Source organism: Okibacterium endophyticum (assembly GCF_054780075.1).
In genome coordinates this window covers 281211-299703 of sequence record NZ_BAAGXA010000005.1, presented here as the reverse complement: position 1 = coordinate 299703, position 18493 = coordinate 281211, and the positions used below count along the sequence as shown (strand labels likewise).

Genomic DNA, 18493 nt, shown 5'->3' with positions numbered 1-18493 from the left:
TATCGCGAACTATGGTTGCCGAAGTGCGCGAGCCTGGGAGAGAATGCGCACTATGAAGGAACCTGATGCGCTCGACCACGCAATCCTTGAGCAGTTGGTAGCGGACGGCCGCATGAGCAACCTCGAGCTCGCCGAGAAGGTGGGCCTGACGCCTGCGCCGTGCCTGCGACGGGTGCGGCGGCTCGAGGCCGATGGCGTGATCACCGGCTACCGGGCGGTCATCGACCACGAGAAGCTGGGGCGTCGCCTGGAGGTCACCGCGGCGGTCGAGGTCAGGAGCACCGACACCCAGACGATCGCGGAGTTCGAGAGCGCGGTGTCGGCCTTCGACGAGGTGGTCGAGGCGAGGAAGGTCTTCGGCAACCCCGACTACTTCCTGCGGATCATGGTGCGCGACGTCGAAGAGTACGAGCAGTTCCAGATGCACAAGCTCACAGCGCTGCCGGCGGTCTTCCGCGTCGACTCGCACCAGACGATGAAGCTGCTCAAGGGCTAGTCGCCCCACCCGCGTAGAGCCGGGTCACCGCGTCGACGAGGTCGGCGAGCCCTGCCGGGCGGGAGTCGCGCCACCACGCCAGCCGCACCGGGATGCGGGGGCCGTCCTTGATGGGACGGTAGCTGACCCCGGTCCGCGAATGGTGATGCGCCGTCGCCTCGGACGTGGTGCCGACTCCGCGGCCAGCGGCGAGGGTGTCGAGCCAGCCGTCCACGTCGGTCGACTCGATGAACTGCGGCGGTCGTCCGGTGCCTCGCCAGAGCTCTTCGCTCGTCGCTCCGACGCGGGGGTCGATCACGACGGTGCGCTCTGCAATCTCGGCCATGCTCAGCTGTCGCCGTCGCGCCCACCGCGGATCGTCGGATGCGAAGGCCACGAGCCTCCGTTCGAGACCGACGACCACGGACTCGAACCGTCTCTCATCGACGGGACGACGAACGATCGCCACATCGCAGAGCCCCTCGACCAGGCCCGCGGTCGGCGAGTTGTGGCGCACCAGCTCCAGCTCGACCGCCTCGTGCTCCGCCGCCCATCGGCGCTGGAACGACGCCGTGTGGTGCCCGAGCGCGGCCCAGGCGTACCCGAGCCGGAGCCGCGCGTGCCGGGTCCTGAGGAACTGCTCGAACCGGTCCGCCTCGGCGAGCACGCGCCGGGCCTCCGGCAGCACCTGCCGTCCGGCGCTCGTCAACTCGCACCCTCGGGGCACTCGGCGCAGGAGCTGCGCGCCGACGCCGCGCTCCAGGGAGGCGATGGTGCGCGAGACCGCCGCCTGCGAGACGTGCAGCTCGGCTGCCGCGTCCGTGAACGAGCCCGTCTCCACCGCGGTGACGAGCACTCTGAGCTCCCGGATGGTCCAATCCATAACCCAAGCGTATGGCAGCGGCGAGACATGCACTAGGTGTTTGGCATCGCCTCGCCTAGCGTGGCCCGCATGGCCGAGACCACCAGAGCGCAGCGCAGTTCCGACAGCCGCGTTGCCGTTGCCCAGTCGATCGTCGTCGGGTCGTCCTTCGCGATGCTGCTCGCCGGATCCAACGCGGTGAATCCCCTGCTGCCGATCTATCGCGACCAGCTCGGCCTCGACCCGCTGGTGCTGTCGCTGACGTTCGTGCTCTACGTCGCAGTGCTGGTCTGCGCGCTGTTCTTCCTCGCCCGGCCCGGCCGTGCCCACCGCGCCGCGCCCTTCCTCCTCGCGAGCCTGGCCCTGCTCATCGCGTCCGACCTGCTGCTCGCGCACGCCCAGGAGTGGTCGATCCTCGCCGGCCGCGTCTGCGCCGGGCTCTCCGGCGGCCTGGGCACTGGTGCCGCGTCCGCGCTCGTCGTCGCCGCCATCGGCGCGAAGGGCCGGGCCGTCACGGCGACAGGGAACTTCGTCGGCGGAGTGCTCGGGGCCGGAGCGTCGCAGCTCGTGGTCTCGCTCGTGGGCGAGGCCGCCCCGCAGGCGGTGTTCCTGGGGCACGCCGCCATCGTCGCGGCGCTGCTCCTCGCCGCCATCGTGGTGCTGAGAGCGCGCCGCGACGCCAACCGCGCGGACCTTGCCGTGGTGCCGGGGACGCCGGCCCCCGCGCGCATCGGCCGGCGGGCCGTGCGCATGTTCGCCACCGGGACGATCGCCTGGGCGGCCACGAGCGTTGCCGTCGTGTTCGGCGCGACAGTGTTCGCAGACCTCGGGCAGCCCCTGGTGCAGGCGATCGGACCCACGCTGCTGCTCGGCACCAGCGCGGCCGCGCAGCTGGCCAGCCCTGCCATCGCCCGCATCGCGCCATGGGTCAGCGGTGCCGTGGCAATGGGAATGGGCATCGCGGGCATCCTCTCGGGCGCATGGCTGGCCCTCGACGCCCTCGCCATCGCGGGGTTCGCGGTCCTCGGGGCCGGCGTCGGCGTCTCCTTCCGGGCCGCACTCGTCGCCCTGACGCGCGGCGCGACACCATCACGCCAGGGCTCGCTCGCTTCGCTCTACGCCGCCGTCACCTACACAGTCTCCGCAGCGACGGTGCTGGCGGTCGGCTGGGCGGGGAACACCGCCGGCCTGGTCCCCGCCGTGCTCGCGGCGCTGGGCACCGTGGGCGTCCTCAGTACCGTCGCCGTGATCTGGGTACCCCGGCTGCGCGACACGTTCGAACCCGACCTCACGCCGATTGCCACCGAAGGGTGCGCTCGGAGGTGACCTAGAATCGAGGACATGACGGAGGACCTCGACTGGACGCGCGCGCTGTCGCCCGCCGACCAGGAGGCGTGCGCGCGGGACCTCGCGGAGGCGACGGGAACCGAGCGCCTGGACGCCGTGGCGAGGGCCTGGCGGGAGACGGCGACCGCCGTAGCCGAGGGGCTGGGTCGCGCCGAGCCGGAGTGGCTCGACGAGCCCGCCACCGTGGAGCGACCGTGAGCTTCGAGTACGAGAGCCTTGACGGGCCGGACGGGCTCGAGGTCCGGGTGCCGACAGATGATGCGTACCGGACCTGCTCGGTCTGCGGTGGGGACTGTGAGCCGGACCCGTCGCTCAGCGCGGACGGCACCGGCGTGAGCATCGCGTTCGTCTGCCCCGAGCACGGCGCTCAGAGCATCGTGGACCCGTTCTCCGACCTGCGCTGACGAGTTTCTGGAGTGCTCACCTGATTTGACCGCCCTCCGGGCGAGACTGGATGGATGACAGCACGACGAGGACGGGACGATCTGGAGGGGCACGCTTTCGAGGGCTGGGTGCTGGCGGAGGAGCTCTCCGACGAGGCCAGGGCGAAGGCCGGCCGCGCCCACGAGGGGCTAAGGGGTCTCACCGACCTGACGGTGAGACATGGGCTCGAGGAGATCCTTGCCGAGCTCGAAGGCGACCTGATCCCGACCTGCACGTGCGGATGGAGGGGCTACTCGGAGCCGTGGGCCGCTCCCTCGCTCAGAAGCAGACGCGGCGGCCAGCAATTTATCTCCCATGAGTTCACCGTGCGCTCGACCGCCGCGACCGAGCGCCTGGCCGCCGAGGTGGCCGCCGCAGCGCTGCGGCACGCCGTGGACGACTGGGACGGCGACGAGTCGGTGGCAGAGTGGCTCGAAGCCCGGGCCGAGCACATCGAGGCCGTGGGTCGCTACGACGCGGAGACGTGGCCGAGCACGGCAGGCTAGATCGCCCGAAACTCCGGGAGGTTCGCCTCCACAGGCTGAGCGCCGCGCTTCTTCGGCGCGCCGAGCGACTGGACCTTGCTCTCAGCAACGGCCAGGTACTCGCGCGCCGTGTCGGTGCCGATCCCTCGACGCCCCAGGGCGAGCGCCGCGACGACGGACGTCCCCGAGCCGACGAACGGGTCCAGCACGACGTCGCCCGGGTCCGTGGACAGGCCGATGCAGCGCGCCGGGAGTGCGAGAGGGAACTGCGCGCCGTGCCCGTCGCCGCCGCTCGACGTCGGGATCACCCACACGTCGGAGAGCTTCGCCGTCTCGAGCAGCTGGTTGCGGCCGCCCATGGCCGTGGACAGGCGCGAGTACGCGTCCTTGTCGAACTTCGGCGTGCGCTGCTTCGTGATGTGGATGACGTACTCGAGCTGCCGCGAGACGCGGGACTTCTGAGGCTCGGGCAGCGTCGCGGTCTTCGCCCAGGTGATGGTGCCCTTCACGAACAGGCCGAGGCGAGAGGCGCGCTGCGCGATCATCGCCGGGATGCCCACCTGTTCGCCGTCCTTCAGATAGGAGTGACCGGCGCTGTAGCGGCGGTACTCGTGCTCGCTCCACACCTTGTAGTGGTCGCCGCCCTGCATGGCGCGCAGTGCCTCGACGGCCGACCCGCGGATCTGAGTCCGCGTGTTGAAAGTGTCCATCACGTTCCACCAGATCGAGCCGTCCTGGGTCAGCACGCGCGACAGCGCATGCAGGATCTCGGTGGTGTGCCGCACGAAGCCCTCGGGCGTCTGCTCGTGCCCGTAGGGGGCGAGGTCGCCGTCGGCCCATGCGATCGTTCGGGACTCCTTGTAGACGCGCATGGCCCAGTACGGCGTCGACGTGACGATGCAGTTGACGGCCTCGTCCGGCACGCGGCGGACGAACGAGAGGCAATCCTCGTGCACGAGGTCATAGCGCTCGGGGCTCTCGTAGTCCTGCTCGACCGCGTCCTCGCGATCCCGCATCAGGTAGTCGAGGACCTTGGAGCGCGGGACGAAGGTCTCAGCGAAGGCGTCCTGGTCCAGGAGCAGGATGACGTCGGCCACCGAGAGCTCGCGGTCGTGGCCGACCACGCGCTTGATGAAGGTGGCCTGCATGCCGACGAGCGGAGCGACCTCCGCGATCGCGAAGGTCCGGTCGGAGTCGAGGTAGCGGGCGCGGTCGAGGGTGGACACCGGAGTGCGCGGCTGAATCGTTGTCGAGGGGGTCTCCGGCATGGATCCATCGTAAGGCGCTCCCGCCAGCCTCCCGGGCAGGCAGCGCCGTGGTAGGTACGGTTGTGTCGGTGACGCTCATCTCTGAGCATTCTCGACGCCCACGACAGGAGATGGGATGGCCCGCATCAGCGAAGCCGCCATGGAGGCGGCGCTGACGTACTTCCACGACAAGGATCAGTACCAGACCAAGGTCTCGTCCGCGTGGGAGGCGCTGCTCACAGGAATGGTCTTCGCCGCCCAGGGCATCGCGGACCCGGGCACCAAGGAGGCGAACGAGGTCGTCGACCAGCTCTTCACGCTCGACCCGCAGGACGAGGAAGGTCGACTGAAGCCGTTCCGCTACACCTGGTCCCAGGTGGACAGCTCGGGCCGCAAGACGGTCTGGAACCAGGCGTCGCGAGGCAAGAGCACGCTGGCGAGCTCGCTGTTCACCAACGGCGACATCCGTCAGGGCCTGCTCCCGAACGCTCGCAGCCTGCTGGTCGCGGCGTCGCCGGACAAGCCGTCGAAGGAGGCGCTGACGGCGCTCCTCGTCCGGAACGAGGACTTCCCCCAGGCCGCGACCTGGAGCGACGCGCACGCGAAGGCGCAGGAGATCCTGGGGCTCCAGTCCAGCGAGTACGACGAGATCACGGACAGCTCCGTGACCCTGGGCCAGTCCCTGATCGCAATGCCCGAGTGGTCCATGGCGGCGCTGCCCGAGTCCCTCAGGCCGGTCGCGACCACGACGATCCAGACGCCTCCGAAGGCATCGTCGACGCCCGGGCAGCAGGCCCCGACCACGATGGTGATCGAGAAGCGCACAGAGCGCATGATCCGCCGTGCGGTCGCCCGCTTCCCGTTCATCCTCCTCGTCGGCCCTCCGGGGACGGGCAAGGGCACGCTGGTCTCGTGGGTCACCGAGCAGGTCAGGTCGGACCCAGAGTCGTTCGGCTTCGAGCCGGGCTTCGACCCGGATCCGATCTGGCGCACGCCCGACGAGTCGTGGTCTGCGTTCGACCTCATCGGCGGGCTCGCCCCCGACGACTCGGGCACTCTCCGGTGGTCGCCGGGGACGCTCCCGAACGCGGTGGCCGAGGACCGCTGGCTCGTCCTGGACGAGACGAACCGCGCGGACATGGACAAGATCATGGGGCCGCTGCTCACGTGGCTGTCGCTGCAGAACGTCGAGATCGGGCGCGACGCTGCCCACGGCGGGAAGCCCGTGTCCCTGGACTGGACGGACGATCCGACGTCCTCCGTCGACGACGGCAAGTACAGCGCCGGCTCGTCCTGGAGGCTGTTCGGCACCTACAACCCGGCGGACGCGCAGCGTGTATTCCGCATGGGCCTTGCCCTGTCCAGGCGGTTCGTCGTGATCCCTGTGCCGGCGCTGGACACGGCGTCGTTCACCACGCTCCTGTCCAAGAAGTTCCCCGACCTCGACCAGGACCTCAGCGACGCCGTCTCGGGCCTCTACGCGGCCCACTACACCGACCCGCACACGCAGCTGGGGCCGGCGATCTTCCTGAGGATCGCCGAGTACGTCGTCGACGACGACCCTGCCGTCAACGACCCCGCGGAACTCATCGCCGAGGCCTACGTGATGAACCTGGGCAAGTACGTCGCCGCGTACGACGACGCGACCCTGGACGCGCTGGGCGCGCGACTGGTCGACGACGGCGCGATCTCGGAGGACGGATGGTCGTGGATCACGAGCCATCGGAACACGCTGGGCTGACAGCGCTCTCGGTCCCCATCGAGGGAGTCGCCTACGTCCTGTCGGGCTGGTCAGGCCAGGGCAGCCTGTTCCAGGCGCTCGGGGCCGTGGACGACCCGGACGGGATCGATCGCGACTGGGACGAGAAGTCGATCCGCAGCCGCGCGGGAAGGATCCTGCTCGAGCACGTGCGTGCCGACCTGCAGAGATGGCCGCAGTCCCTCGATGAATGGCTGCCGCACTTGCCCATCGCGTCGACCGCCCGGACGCTCGTGTCGCAGGTCCCGCACGGTCGGGTCGACTGGCGCGAGACCTCGCGGCGCTTCGGCTGGCCGGCCCACTCCTACGTGACCCGCCTGCGCGAGCGCGAGATCGCGGACGTCACCGTGAGCACGCTCTCCTGGACGGTCGCGGCGCTGGACCGCATCGTCGCCGCTGCGCGCAGCACCGGGGCCCTGGACGAGTCGGAGGAGGCGATCGACGTCCCGCTGGCCGCAGCGCGCGAGGCGCTGGCCCTCACCGACGTGCCGGAGGACCTCCCGCGGCCCGATCGGCACGACCTCGAGTCCCTCCGCACCTCGGGTCGGCCGTGGTCCGAGATCGAGCCCGTCACGGCGAAGATCGTGCGGTCGGAGACCGATCTGAACTGGTTCGCGCTGCAACTGCTGGCACCGGATCCGGACTTTCGGTGGCGGCTCTACCACCTCGCGGTCCTCGGCCATGCGCTCATGGCGCTCCGCGCGGAAGGGGCCTCGATCCGCTGGCGGGCCCCGATGGGCGCGGGGGCCTCCGGCCCCAACTTCGTCGCGGCGATGCCCGACGGGACGAAGGTCGACGTGTGGTTCGAGGCCGCGGGTGCCCGCGAGCACTACGGGTTCGGGCCGGCGGCCTACCGGCAGGTCGTCAGGCCGGTGCGCGGATCCGACTCGGCTATCGGCTCCGATGTCGCGCTGTACATCCCCGACCGCGGCCATGCGCTCCTCCTGGAGTGCAAGTTCTCCTGGTCCGGGTCGTACGTCGGGCGCAACGGGTACCACCAGGCGGCGGGCTACGCGATCAACGAGCAGGACGTCTGGATGCGGCTCTGGTCCTACGTGATCGGCCCCGAGGAGAAGGTCGCGGGGCAGTCGCGGGTCGAGATCCCCGGGCGCAGCAGCGCCATCCGCCTCGGCGTCACTGCGGTGCCGTGGATGTCGACGCTGATCTCGGAGTTCCTCGACGTCACTGCATAGCCCCTGCACTGCTACTGCTTCGGCAAGACCTGCACAGTCTCGGGGTCGAAAATCTTCCTTCCCTGAGGGTGCGGGTAGAGCCGGACGGTGCAGAAGAAGTCGATGACCCGGCGCTTTATCATCAGGTCGGCGTCTTCGAAGGCCTTCACCGGGTCCTTGGCGTCCAGCACTCCCCCGAGGTCGGTCGTGGCGGTCAGCAAGCGGCGCTCCGCCTCCAGCGCGGCGATGGCGGTGAGCTCGCGATCCTTGATGCGCTTGTAGTCGTAGCCCTCGATGATCTCCTCGTCGTAGTCGTGGGCGGCGCGCTTGATCTTGGCCTGCCTGGTGCCGATCTCGGCCTGCATGGCCTGCACGCGGGGCTCGTCGCCGGTCGGAATCACATCGTGGAGGTCGGGACTGGCGAGGCGGGCGCGGATGAGCTTGAGGACCCAGTCGTCGACGTGCTCGCGAGTGCGGTTGATGCCGCAGGCGGCGCACCGGTACCGAGCGGAGCCGGTCCTCACCGGCTTCTCGCAGAGGCCGCAGAGGTACAGTCCAGCGCCGAGGTGCTTGCGGGCCGTGGATCCCGAGCGGTTGGTGATCCGGGACGGCTCGTTCAGACGCTCCTGCACGCTCCACCACGTCATCTCGTCGACGATCGGCTCCCACTGGCCGCGGACGGGCTCGCCGTCCTCGTCCCGGACGATCTGCGCGTACCAGCTCTGGCGCTTGTTCTTGGTCCGGTCCATGCGGTCGGTGTAGACCGAGTAGCCGGCGTAGCGAGGGTTGCGGAGGATGCCGAGCACGGTCGAGCTGTGCCATGGCCCGTCGTCGGGCACGGGCTTCGGCGCGAGCCCTTCCGCGACTCGGCGCGCGTTCCGCTCGATCATGACTGTGCGGCTGTGGCGAGGCAGATGCGGGACGCTCTTGGGGACCTCGGGCCCATCACCGCCGGAGAGGGCCGCGGCCAGCGATGCGATCGTTGGTCCGTCCTTGATCGCGAAGAGCCTGTATACCTCGCGGACAGCGGCGGCCTCCTCCTCGACGACGTCGCCGTTCGTCAGGTAGCCGACGGGACGCTGCCCCTTCGGCGGCCTCCCTTGCCGAGCGCGCTGGAGCTGGGCGAGCGACTGGCGCTCGCCCTTGATCTCGATCTCGGCGCGAGCCTGCGACGACAGCCAGTTGGCCATCATGCGGCCGATGGCCGACGAGCAGTCGACATCCATGCCCTTGACGAAGGTCAGCAGGACGCCGTGCCGCTGCGCAGCCTCGATGACTCTGATGCGATCGATCGGGTTGCGCTCGAGGCGAGGCCACTCCTGCGCGACGATGACATCGATCAGGCCTCGCTCGACGTCGACGAGAAGCCGCTCGAAGCCCGGACGCGTCTTGCTGCCGGAGCCACTGGTGTCATTGTCCTCGTAGACGTCCACCAACGACCACTCGCGCTGCGAGATCCGCTCTTCGGCTGCCTTACGGTGCCGGTCGACACCAAGTCGGTTGTCCTCGCGATCCTGGCTGACGCGCAGGTATATCGCTGCGCGGAGCGGTGCGTCGGCCACGCATCCATTCTACTTCTCTGATAGCCCTCCGTGCCGGAACTCAGTCGTTACCGCTCGGCACTGTTCACGTAGAAGACGCGCAGCGAAGTTCGTCGAAGGCGTCCTCAGCGCCGAGGAGACCTGCGCTTCGACCGCTCCGCGACGCTCGCGTTGTAGGCGACGACTGCGGCGTCCACGTCCATGCCCTCGGCGATGGCCTTCTTCGCGCGTTCCAGCGCGATGTTCGTGAGCCCCTGGAACTGGACATGCCCGTTGCTCGTGAGCTTCTCGCGATAGCACTTGGGGTCGGATCGCAGATCCAGCGCGTGGATCACAGCGAGCCCCTGGTGCCTTGTCAGGCCGAGCTTCTCCCCGAACTTGCTGAGCTTGAGCGAGTACCGGTCGAACGTGTCGACCTCGCGGTACCCCAGGGCGTCCTCGCCGTCCTCCGCCAGGCGGACGGCGAGGTCCCCTCGCTTGGGGTCGATCTTCAGGCTGATCTCCTGCACCTGATCGGACGGGCGCGGCCCGCCGACGAGCTGCAGGCCGACGACCCCCGGGAACACGGACGCCCAGGGCTTCTGCGCCTTGAGATCACGAAGAGCCCGGTTGATCTCCGTCTCGCTCGGCGGCTCGGTCTCCCCGCGAGCCGCCCGGTCGAGCGCCATGAGCGGGAGCAGACGGGAGCGAGCGTCGGCGCTCTGGCGTCGACCGGGCCGAAGCAGCTCGGCGATCTGCTCGACCTCCTTGCCCACCACGAGGCCCACGTCCGTGGGCGGGCTCGCCGAGACCGGTAGCACGCGCCCCGGCATCACGTCCGTCAGGTCCTGCCCGGTCAGGTCGAAGAGCACCTTGCGGAAGATGGTCACCGCGGACCGCAGGTGCAGCCACAGGACGTCGTCGCTCATCGCGATGACGTCGTGGGTCGCGGCGTCCCGGTCCTCCTTCAGAGCCAGCAGCACGACCCGGTCGCCCGCGTCGATGATGCCCAGCGAGGTCTCCGCCACCGTCACGCACTTGCCGAGGTCGAACGACCTGTCGCTGCCTGAGAATCTGACCTTCTGGCGCTCCTCGTAGATCGCGCCCTTGAGCAGCATCTCGAAGGCGTGGGCCGCCATCATGACCGTGGCGTGCTCACGCCCGGTCGGGCTCGGCCGGTTGAACAGCTCGATCGCGAGCGTCAGGGAGTCAACCGCAGTGGCGACGTACTGCCTGGTCTTCCTGGCGGTCATGGGTCACGATCCGCGTCAGCAGGCGGCCGCAGACGGAGCGCTGAACATGCGGCTGCGGGCGATCACTTCTTGCCGCTCCCAGACTGCCCTCCGTGCCGGAACTCCACCACGTCACCGTCCTGCATGACATAGTCCTTGCCCTCGACACGCGCCTTGCCCTTCGCACGCGCCTCGGCGATCGAGCCGGTCTCGACCAGATCATCGAACGAGATGACCTCGGCCTTGATGAATCCGCGCTCGAAGTCGGTGTGGATGACCCCGGCCGCCTGGGGCGCCTTCGCCCCCTTCGGCACCGTCCACGCACGGGTCTCTTTCGGTCCGGCGGTGAGGTAGGTCTGCAGTCCGAGCGTGTCGAAGCCGATGCGCGCGAGCTGATTGAGGCCGGACTCGGTCTGCCCCGTCGACGCAAGCAGCTCGGCGGCATCCTCTGGATCGAGGTCGATCAGCTCAGACTCGATCTTCGCGTCGAGGAACACCGCCTGCGCCGGCGCGACGAGCGCCGCCAGCTCTGCACGCTTCGCGTCGTCTGTCAGCACCTCTTCATCGACGTTGAAGACATAGATGAACGGCTTCGCGGTCAAGAGCCCCAGGTCTTTGATGGGCTCGAGGTCGATGCTCGACGACGAGAGCGGTTTGCCGGTGTCGAGATACGCCCTCGCCGCTTTGGCGGTCTCGAGCACGATCGGATCGAGCTTCTTGCCGCGCACCTCTTTCTCGAAGCGCGCCTCTGCCTTCGTGAGGGTCTCGAGGTCGGCGAGGATCAGTTCGGTGTTGATCGTCTCCATGTCGCTCGCGGGGTTGATCTCGCCGTCGACGTGCACAACGTCTGCGTCGCTGAATCCGCGCACGACCTGGGCGATGGCATCCGCCTCACGTATGTTCGCCAGAAACTTGTTGCCGAGCCCCTCGCCCTCACTCGCACCGCGCACGATGCCCGCGATGTCGACGAACGACACGGTGGCGGGCAGGATGCGTTCGCTTGCGAAGATGCGAGCGAGAACGTCGAGCCTGGGGTCTGGCAGGTTCACCACACCGACGTTCGGCTCGATCGTCGCGAACGGGTAGTTCGCCGCGAGAACCTGGTTTTTGGTCAGTGCGTTGAAGAGGGTCGACTTGCCGACATTGGGCAGGCCGACGATTCCGATTGTAAGAGCCACGAGGCTCCATCGTACCGGCCCGCCACCGAACAGCCGTCAGCGCGGCTCGCCACGCGGGCAACGGGCAATGTCAGAGGTCACTGCGACACTTGATGCATGGACCTGATACTCGCACTCGTCATCGGCCTTCTCGCCGGTATCGCCATCGGTGCACTCGTGGGATGGCTGCTCGCTGCGCGCAGGCTCAACCGGTCGGGGGGCCCGACCGCAGACGATCTCGCGCTCATCGAGATACGCCATGCGGGCGAGCTTCAGGCCGTGCGCGCCGAAGAGGCGCAGGCACGAGCCGCCCTGCTCTCAGACGAGGCCCAGAGCCGGTCGGTGCTGCAGTCCCGGCTGGCGGCGGCGGATGCCACGGCGAGCCAGCTGCGGGAACAGATCGACGCACAGAAGGCCCAGTACCGTGAGCTCGTGGAGCGCCACCGAGCCGAGCAGGCAGAACGCGAAGCCAGGGAGCAGGCCGAGAGCAAGGTGCTGCAGGCGCTCGCTCCCGTTCGCGAAAGCCTGCACGAGATGCAGAAGAAGGTCACGGATCTCGAGACGCAGCGTGTGCAGCAGCACGGAGAGCTCTCACAGCAGCTGAAGTCTGCGACGGAGTCAGAGGAACGGCTGCGCTCAACGGCCGAGTCACTCGCGGCCGCGCTCAAGAACAACAGCACCCGCGGCGTCTGGGGCGAAACCCAGCTGCGCAGCGTGGTCGAAGCCGCCGGGCTGCTGCAGCGCGTGAACTTCGACGTGCAGTCGAGCATCACCTCTGACAGCGGCGCGGGCCGCCCAGACATGGTCGTGCACCTGCCGGGCGGCAAGAGCATAGCCGTCGATGCGAAGGCGCCGTTCAACTCTTTTCTCGAGGCGAGCGCGATTCCGTCCACGGCCTCAGAGGCGGAGCTTGCGAGACGCGATCAGCTGATGAAGGCGCACGTCAAGGCCGTGCGAGACCACATCACCGCACTCGGCAGCAAGTCCTATTGGGACGGCCTCGACGCCAGCCCCGAGATGGTGATCGCGTTCATCCCGAGCGAATCTCTGGTGTCATCCGCGCTCGAGGCCGACCCGACGATCATGGAGTTCGCCTTCAGCAAGCGGGTGGCGCTCTCATCGCCGGTCACCCTCTGGTCCGTGCTGAAGACTGTGGCCTTCAGCTGGCAGCAAGACGTGGTGACACAAGAGGCGAAGCAGCTGTTCGACCTCAGCCGCGAGCTGTACGGCCGCCTGACGACGATGGCCGGTCACATCGACAAGCTCGGCCGGTCGGTGACGGCGACAGTGAACAACTACAACAAGTTCGTCGGCTCGCTCGAACGCCAGGTGCTCCCCTCGGCGCGCAAGCTCAACATGCTCGACGAGTCGAAGGTGCTGCCCACCCTCTCTCCCGCCGAAGAGACTGCGCGCGAGGCCACGGCATACGAACTCGTCGCCGAACTGGCCGTCGACGGTTCAGATTCAGACGCCCGCACGACTCACCCCGAGCTCGACCTGCAACAAGACGAGCTGACGGCAGACGACCCTCTGATCGACTTCGAGGACTCGATAGCGAAACGCCTCGAGTGACGACGCTCCATCCGCCGAGCGGTTCGCCGCGAGCGGTTCGCCGCGACCGGGTCGTTACGAGCTGGGTGAGTCGCTGTCGAGCCACTTGGCTGCGAGGTGGTCTGCGACGATGCGCCGGATAGTTCCGGACTTCGACCTCAGCACAACACTCTCGGTGCGAATGATGGGACCCTTGCGTCGCACACCCTGCACAAGACCACCATCGGTGACACCCGTCGCCACGAAGAACGTGTTGTCGCTCGCGACGAGCTCATCTGCCTCATAGACGTAATCCATCTTGAGGCCCGAATCGATGCCCTTCTGGCGTTCCTCGTCGTTCTGCGGCCACATCTGGCCTTGAAACTGGCCGCCGAGCGCCTTGATCGCGCACGCTGTCACGATTCCCTCAGGGCTGCCACCGATGCCGACGCACATGTCGATGCGCGACTCATACCTCGCGGCATTGATGCCTCCGGCCACATCCCCGTCACTCATCATCCGCGTGCCGGCGCCGGCCGCGCGGATGTCTTCGATCAGCTGGGCGTGCCGGGGGCGGTCGAGCACGGCTACCCTCACCTCGCCGACGTCCTTGCCCGTCGCCTTCGCATATGCCCGGATGTTCTCGCCGATCGGCCTGCGGATGTCGACGACGCCGACCCCCTCCGGACCGACGGCGAGTTTGTCCATGTAGAACACGCTCGAGGCATCGAGCATTGTTCCCCGATCGGACACGGCGATCACCGAGAGGGCGTTCTGCCGGCCGGCAGCGGTCAGGCTCGTGCCGTCGATCGGGTCGACAGCGATGTCGCAGGCCGGGCCGCGTCCGTTGCCGACGCGCTCCCCGTTGAAGAGCATCGGCGCCTCATCTTTTTCACCCTCGCCGATCACCACCACACCGTCGAAGTTGACCGTGCCGAGAAATTTGCGCATGGCGTCGACGGCCGCTCCGTCCGCACCGAGTTTGTCTCCGCGCCCGATCCACGGCACCGCCCTGATCGCGGCGGCCTCTGTGGCTCTCACGAGCTCAAGCGCCAGGTTGCGGTCCGGGTGCAGAAAAAGCGATTCTGTCTCAGGGCTGTTCACGGTGTCCTCACAGTGTCGAAAATGGCGTCGTCAGACGATTCACGGCGTGCTGGGGGCGCCACCACCAGCCTAACGTCTGCGGGCATCGGACCGCCGTCTTCACTAAACTAACGAGCACACCCCTACGAACGTTTTCAAAGGAGCAGCCATGCCCGTCGCAACCCCAGAGCAGTACGCAGAAATGCTCGACACCGCCAAGGCACAGGGATTCGCCTACCCGGCATTCAATGTGTCGAGCTCGCAAACCGTCAACGCCGTGCTCCAGGGGCTCACCGAGGCGGGCTCGGACGGCATCATCCAGGTGTCGACGGGTGGCGCCGACTACTTCGCCGGCCAGACCGTCAAGAACCGCGCGGCCGGCGCCATCGCGTTCGCGAAGTTCGCGACAGAGGTTGCGAAGAACTACCCTGTCACCGTCGCGCTCCACACCGACCACTGCCCGAAGAACGCCCTCGACGGATTCGTCTACCCGCTCATCGAGGCATCGGAAGAAGAGGTGAAAGCGGGCCGCAACCCGCTGTTCCAGTCGCACATGTGGGACGGCTCCGCGGTTCCCCTCGATGAGAACGTCGAGATCGCGAAGAGCATCCTGCCCCGCATGAAGGGAATCGGTTCGATCCTCGAGGTCGAGATCGGTGTCGTCGGCGGCGAAGAAGACGGCGTGAGCCACGACATCAACGAGCACCTCTACACCACCCTCGACGACGCGATAGCGATGGTCGACGCGCTCGGTCTCGGCGAGAACGGCCGGTACATGGCCGCGCTCACCTTCGGCAACGTGCACGGGGTCTACAAGCCGGGCAACGTCAAGCTGCGCCCCGAGCTGCTGAAAGAGATCCAAGACGGCCTCGCGGCCAAGTACGGCACAGACCCGTTGCCCCTCGACCTCGTCTTCCACGGCGGCTCCGGCTCGAGCGACGCCGAGATCGCCGAAGCCGTCAGGAACGGCGTGGTGAAGATGAACATCGACACAGACACCCAGTACGCCTTCACACGCTCGATCGCCGGTTACATGCTGTCGAACTACGACAGCGTGCTGAAGATCGACGGTGAGGTCGGCAACAAGAAGCTCTACGACCCCCGCGCCTGGGGCAAGGTCGCCGAGTCCGCGATGGCCGAACGCGTCGTCGAAGCGACGAGGCAGCTCGGTTCGGCCGGCCACTCCAAGAGCTGACAGACAAGAACGGCGGATGCCCCGGATACAGAACCCGGGGCATCCGCCGTTTTGCGCCTGTACGGGAGCGACCAGACCGCGAGAGCAGTTCAGCTCAGCAGAACAGAACAGAACAGAACAGAACGTTTCAGGCGTCGGTCGACACCTTCGACGGCCGCCCGCGTTTTTTCACCTCGGTGCTCACCGGGAGCACGGTCGACGACGGCGCGCGTTCAGCGAGCCGCTGCTCCACGCGGTCGAGCCAGCGGAGTTGTGCATCGGCGCTGCAGATCATCGAGTCAACGAGAACCTGCCACGCGAGCTCCTCTGCACCACCCGGGTCTCCGTGTGTATAGACGGCAGCGTTCAGTCGGTCACGCACCTCACGCGACGACTCGCGCTGAGCCTCGATCAGAGTGGATACGTTCGCACCCGGGAGCGTTGCAGCGATCGCGAGTTTGATCGCGAGCTCGTCCCTGGTGCCGGCTGCCTGTGCGGCCGGCGCGGCAAGCCACTCCCTGACCTGCGCACTGCCCTCGACTGTGGTGCTGAAATAGACGTGGCCCTGTTCGTCGCTCTCACGCTTCTCGACGAGGCCGTCGCGCACGAGCCGATCGAGAGTTGTGTAGATCTGACCGACGTTCAGCGGCCAGAGGGACCCTGTGCGCCTGTCGAACTCGGCGCGCAGCTGGTACCCGTAGCACGGGCTCTGATCGAGAATGGCCAGCAGGCTCATTCGCACCGTCATCAACGACTCCGTCCTCGCAGACCCGTTACGCGGGCTATGAATATCGAGTATATAGATACGCGATATTCAGATCAGGACAACGTGACACAACGTGTTCCCCGCCGGCCGCGAACGACGCAGCTGTCTAGGTGTATCGAGCCGCTCTTCGATGCGGGATGAAGATCGAGATGAAGAGACACAGTACCGCTGGCGCGTAATAGCCGCCGATGCTCCACATTCCGGCAACGCCCCATATCGCGAGAAGCACTGTGGCAACGATCGTCACCGCCTGCCACGCACGGGGCGGGACGACAAGGGGTGACACGGCGATTGCGAGGGGGATCGCTGCCAGGACGATAGCCCAGATGCCGGCGTTCTCAAGGATCGTTGTGGTTCCTGAGTACACGTCGCCCGCCGAATCAGACATCTCGGTTCGGTAGGACGGGGCGAAGAGCAGATAGAGCCCAGCCCCGACGGCCAACACGAGCGCGATGATCTGAACGATCTTCTTCACCACGCCTTGTCGGGGTGGCGTGGTTCCGATCCTGTTGTCAGGCGCTGAAGTCATGTGAGGGATCATCCAGAGGCGTCATGATAATTCGACAGCTACTCCCGCTCTCCCCTGTTTTGTCCATAACGACACTCTTACGGCTGCACCTGGTTGAGGTACTCGGTGAAGGCGGGATCTGCGGACATCGCCACGAACAGGCAGACCATAAAGACCACGTTCGCGATCACACCGGCCACGAGCGGAATCCACCAGGCGAGCTTTCGCGCGGCCAGGAACCGGCGAGCGAGCACAAAGGCACCCACCAGGCACACCACGTGCACAACGAGCGCCGTCCAGCCCATCGCCGTCGCGATCCCGTCTGATGTGTAGCCTCCCATGCCGAACTGGCGGAAGGCGAGATCCAACGCGGTGGGCATCTGAACCATCGACGGCAGCGACAGCAGCAGAACGGCCAGGCCGACGCCGAGCAGAACGTACGTGGCCATCCGGTCACCGTTGCGCGCTGCGGACTGCGACTGGTCAGCTGCGCCAGAAGGCGCCTGCGCCGGAACCTGTGCAGCGGGTGTCTCCCGTGCACCAGGGGCAACCGCCGGCACACCCTCATCGTGATCGACGGGCATCCGAATCCTGGCCTGCTGCTCTTCGGGGCTCGCGTACTCCCCATACTGTGGCCGCTGGCGGGCGTCGCTCATCGGGTCCTCCCTCCGAGCGCGCGAGAATCACGCGTTCCGTTGATGTCTTTGCGCAGCTCTTTCGGCAGTGAGAACATCAGGTCTTCCTCTGCCGTCTTCACCTCGTGCACGTCGGCGTATCCCGCACCGGCCAGGTCCTCGAGAACCTCGCGAACGAGGACCTCTGGCACCGATGCGCCGCTCGTGACTCCGACGGTTGTCACACCGTCGAGCCATTCCTGCCTGATCTCGGTCGAGTAGTCAACGCGGTAGGCGGCCTTAGCCCCGTATTCCAGCGCCACTTCGACGAGACGCACCGAGTTCGATGAGTTGGCCGATCCGACGACGATCACGAGGTCGGCTCCCTCGGCCACCTTCTTGATGGCGACCTGCCGGTTCTGCGTCGCATAGCAGATGTCGTCACTCGGCGGGTCCTGCAGGTTCGGAAAACGCTCACGCAGGCGCCTGACCGTCTCCATCGTCTCGTCGACGCTCAGCGTGGTCTGTGAGAGCCAGACCACCTTGTCCGGATCCTTCACCTCGATGAAGGGAACGTCGTCCGGACTGTTGACGAGCGTCACATGATCGGGCGCCTCGCCCGCCGTGCCCTCGACCTCTTCGTGCCCTTCGTGGCCGATCAGCAGAATCTCGAAGTCGTCGCGCGCGAACCGCACGGCCTCGCGGTGCACCTTCGTCACGAGCGGGCAGGTCGCGTCGATCGCGTGCAGTCCGCGATCCGAGGCGGCGTTGACAACCGCCGGCGAGACGCCGTGGGCGCTGAAGACGATGTGGGCGCCGGGCGGCACTTCGTCGACTTCTTCGACGAAGATCGCTCCCTGCTGTTCGAGTTCGGCGACGACGTGGACGTTGTGCACGATCTGCTTGCGCACATAGACGGGTGCACCGTAGTGCTCGAGGGCTTTCTCAACGGCGATCACGGCCCGGTCGACACCGGCGCAGTATCCGCGCGGTGCGGCAAGAAGAACCTTCTTGTGTCCGACCACCGGGGTATTCTTGAGCCTGTTCTTCGCCCCGGGAACCCTGGGCATGGGAAGGCTGATCGTCACGTCACTCACGTGGTCCAGTCTAGGTGCGGGCGCTGAGCGACAGGTGGGAGA

18 protein-coding genes and 1 pseudogene are annotated in these 18493 nt (G+C 67.3%); 9 read left to right on the top strand and 10 right to left on the bottom strand.

What is annotated here, in order from left to right; genetic code table 11:
* Positions 1–52: 52 nt before the first annotated feature.
* The gene (locus ACYVF5_RS05590) at positions 53–496 is read left to right on the top strand and encodes an Lrp/AsnC family transcriptional regulator (RefSeq protein ID WP_460944179.1); all 444 of its coding nucleotides are present in this window, start codon (positions 53–55) and stop codon (positions 494–496) included.
* On the opposite strand, the gene ACYVF5_RS05585 is transcribed toward ACYVF5_RS05590, so the two are convergent.
* Positions 486–1358, bottom strand: coding sequence for a LysR family transcriptional regulator (locus tag ACYVF5_RS05585; RefSeq protein WP_460944177.1), 873 nt, complete (start codon positions 1356–1358; stop codon positions 486–488). The genes ACYVF5_RS05590 and ACYVF5_RS05585 overlap by 11 nt on opposite strands.
* Positions 1359–1427: 69 nt before the next feature.
* Between ACYVF5_RS05585 and ACYVF5_RS05580 the strand changes: the two genes are divergently transcribed.
* From ACYVF5_RS05580 to ACYVF5_RS05565, 4 genes are read left to right on the top strand one after another with little or no spacing between them, the layout of a single operon-like run.
* Complete coding sequence (locus tag ACYVF5_RS05580; protein ID WP_460944175.1) at positions 1428–2663, top strand: MFS transporter; 1236 nt, start codon at positions 1428–1430, stop codon at positions 2661–2663.
* A gap of 15 nt (positions 2664–2678) precedes the next feature.
* Positions 2679–2882, top strand: coding sequence for a hypothetical protein (locus ACYVF5_RS05575; protein ID WP_460944173.1), 204 nt, complete (start codon positions 2679–2681; stop codon positions 2880–2882).
* Positions 2879–3088, top strand: a complete 210-nt coding sequence (locus tag ACYVF5_RS05570) for a hypothetical protein (protein WP_460944171.1) — start codon at positions 2879–2881, stop codon at positions 3086–3088. The genes ACYVF5_RS05575 and ACYVF5_RS05570 overlap by 4 nt, the downstream gene beginning before the upstream one ends.
* 54 nt (positions 3089–3142) lie before the next feature.
* A complete protein-coding gene (locus tag ACYVF5_RS05565; RefSeq protein WP_460944169.1) occupies positions 3143–3613 on the top strand; it encodes a hypothetical protein in 471 nt (156 codons plus the stop codon).
* On the opposite strand, the gene ACYVF5_RS05560 is transcribed toward ACYVF5_RS05565, so the two are convergent.
* A complete protein-coding gene (locus ACYVF5_RS05560; protein ID WP_460944167.1) occupies positions 3610–4860 on the bottom strand; it encodes a DNA-methyltransferase in 1251 nt (416 codons plus the stop codon). The two genes, ACYVF5_RS05565 and ACYVF5_RS05560, sit on opposite strands and share 4 nt — an antisense overlap.
* Positions 4861–4975: 115 nt before the next feature.
* On the opposite strand from ACYVF5_RS05560, the gene ACYVF5_RS05555 reads away from it, so the two are divergent.
* A complete protein-coding gene (locus tag ACYVF5_RS05555; protein ID WP_460944165.1) occupies positions 4976–6580 on the top strand; it encodes an AAA family ATPase in 1605 nt (534 codons plus the stop codon).
* Positions 6547–7791, top strand: coding sequence for a hypothetical protein (locus ACYVF5_RS05550; protein WP_460944163.1), 1245 nt, complete (start codon positions 6547–6549; stop codon positions 7789–7791). The genes ACYVF5_RS05555 and ACYVF5_RS05550 overlap by 34 nt, the downstream gene beginning before the upstream one ends.
* Positions 7792–7802: 11 nt before the next feature.
* Here ACYVF5_RS05550 and ACYVF5_RS05545 read toward each other — a convergent pair whose 3' ends face one another.
* The 3 genes from ACYVF5_RS05545 to ychF all read right to left on the bottom strand — a co-directional run bounded on the left by ACYVF5_RS05545 (position 7803) and on the right by ychF (position 11700).
* Complete coding sequence (locus ACYVF5_RS05545; RefSeq protein ID WP_460944161.1) at positions 7803–9332, bottom strand: recombinase family protein; 1530 nt, start codon at positions 9330–9332, stop codon at positions 7803–7805.
* Between the two features lie 104 nt (positions 9333–9436).
* Positions 9437–10543: a DUF3644 domain-containing protein gene (locus tag ACYVF5_RS05540; RefSeq protein WP_460944159.1), complete on the bottom strand. Its 1107-nt coding sequence runs from the start codon at positions 10541–10543 to the stop codon at positions 9437–9439.
* A gap of 62 nt (positions 10544–10605) precedes the next feature.
* The gene (gene ychF / locus ACYVF5_RS05535; protein WP_460944157.1) at positions 10606–11700 is read right to left on the bottom strand and encodes a redox-regulated ATPase YchF; all 1095 of its coding nucleotides are present in this window, start codon (positions 11698–11700) and stop codon (positions 10606–10608) included.
* 96 nt (positions 11701–11796) lie between these two features.
* On the opposite strand from ychF, the gene ACYVF5_RS05530 reads away from it, so the two are divergent.
* Positions 11797–13251, top strand: coding sequence for a DNA recombination protein RmuC (locus ACYVF5_RS05530; protein ID WP_460944155.1), 1455 nt, complete (start codon positions 11797–11799; stop codon positions 13249–13251).
* A gap of 54 nt (positions 13252–13305) precedes the next feature.
* On the opposite strand, the gene glpX is transcribed toward ACYVF5_RS05530, so the two are convergent.
* Positions 13306–14313 (bottom strand): class II fructose-bisphosphatase, encoded by a 1008-nt coding sequence (glpX, locus tag ACYVF5_RS05525; protein WP_460944153.1) that lies wholly within the window; start codon positions 14311–14313, stop codon positions 13306–13308.
* A 142-nt stretch (positions 14314–14455) separates the two neighbouring features.
* Here glpX and fbaA point away from each other — a divergent pair.
* Positions 14456–15487: pseudogene (fbaA, locus tag ACYVF5_RS05520) on the top strand (class II fructose-bisphosphate aldolase); the annotation flags it as partial.
* Between the two features lie 127 nt (positions 15488–15614).
* Here fbaA and ACYVF5_RS05515 read toward each other — a convergent pair.
* The 4 genes from ACYVF5_RS05515 to ACYVF5_RS05500 form a co-directional block, all read right to left on the bottom strand.
* Positions 15615–16214: a PadR family transcriptional regulator gene (locus tag ACYVF5_RS05515; RefSeq protein WP_460944151.1), complete on the bottom strand. Its 600-nt coding sequence runs from the start codon at positions 16212–16214 to the stop codon at positions 15615–15617.
* Positions 16215–16338: 124 nt separating this feature from the next.
* Complete coding sequence (locus ACYVF5_RS05510; RefSeq protein ID WP_460944149.1) at positions 16339–16761, bottom strand: hypothetical protein; 423 nt, start codon at positions 16759–16761, stop codon at positions 16339–16341.
* 77 nt (positions 16762–16838) lie between these two features.
* Complete coding sequence (locus ACYVF5_RS05505; RefSeq protein WP_460944147.1) at positions 16839–17396, bottom strand: DUF6264 family protein; 558 nt, start codon at positions 17394–17396, stop codon at positions 16839–16841.
* Positions 17393–18424 carry a 4-hydroxy-3-methylbut-2-enyl diphosphate reductase gene (locus ACYVF5_RS05500; RefSeq protein WP_460945285.1) on the bottom strand — a complete coding sequence of 344 codons (1032 nt, stop codon included), beginning with the start codon at positions 18422–18424 and terminating at the stop codon, positions 17393–17395. Before ACYVF5_RS05500 ends, ACYVF5_RS05505 begins: the two co-directional genes overlap by 4 nt.
* Between the last annotated feature and the right edge of the window lie 69 nt (positions 18425–18493).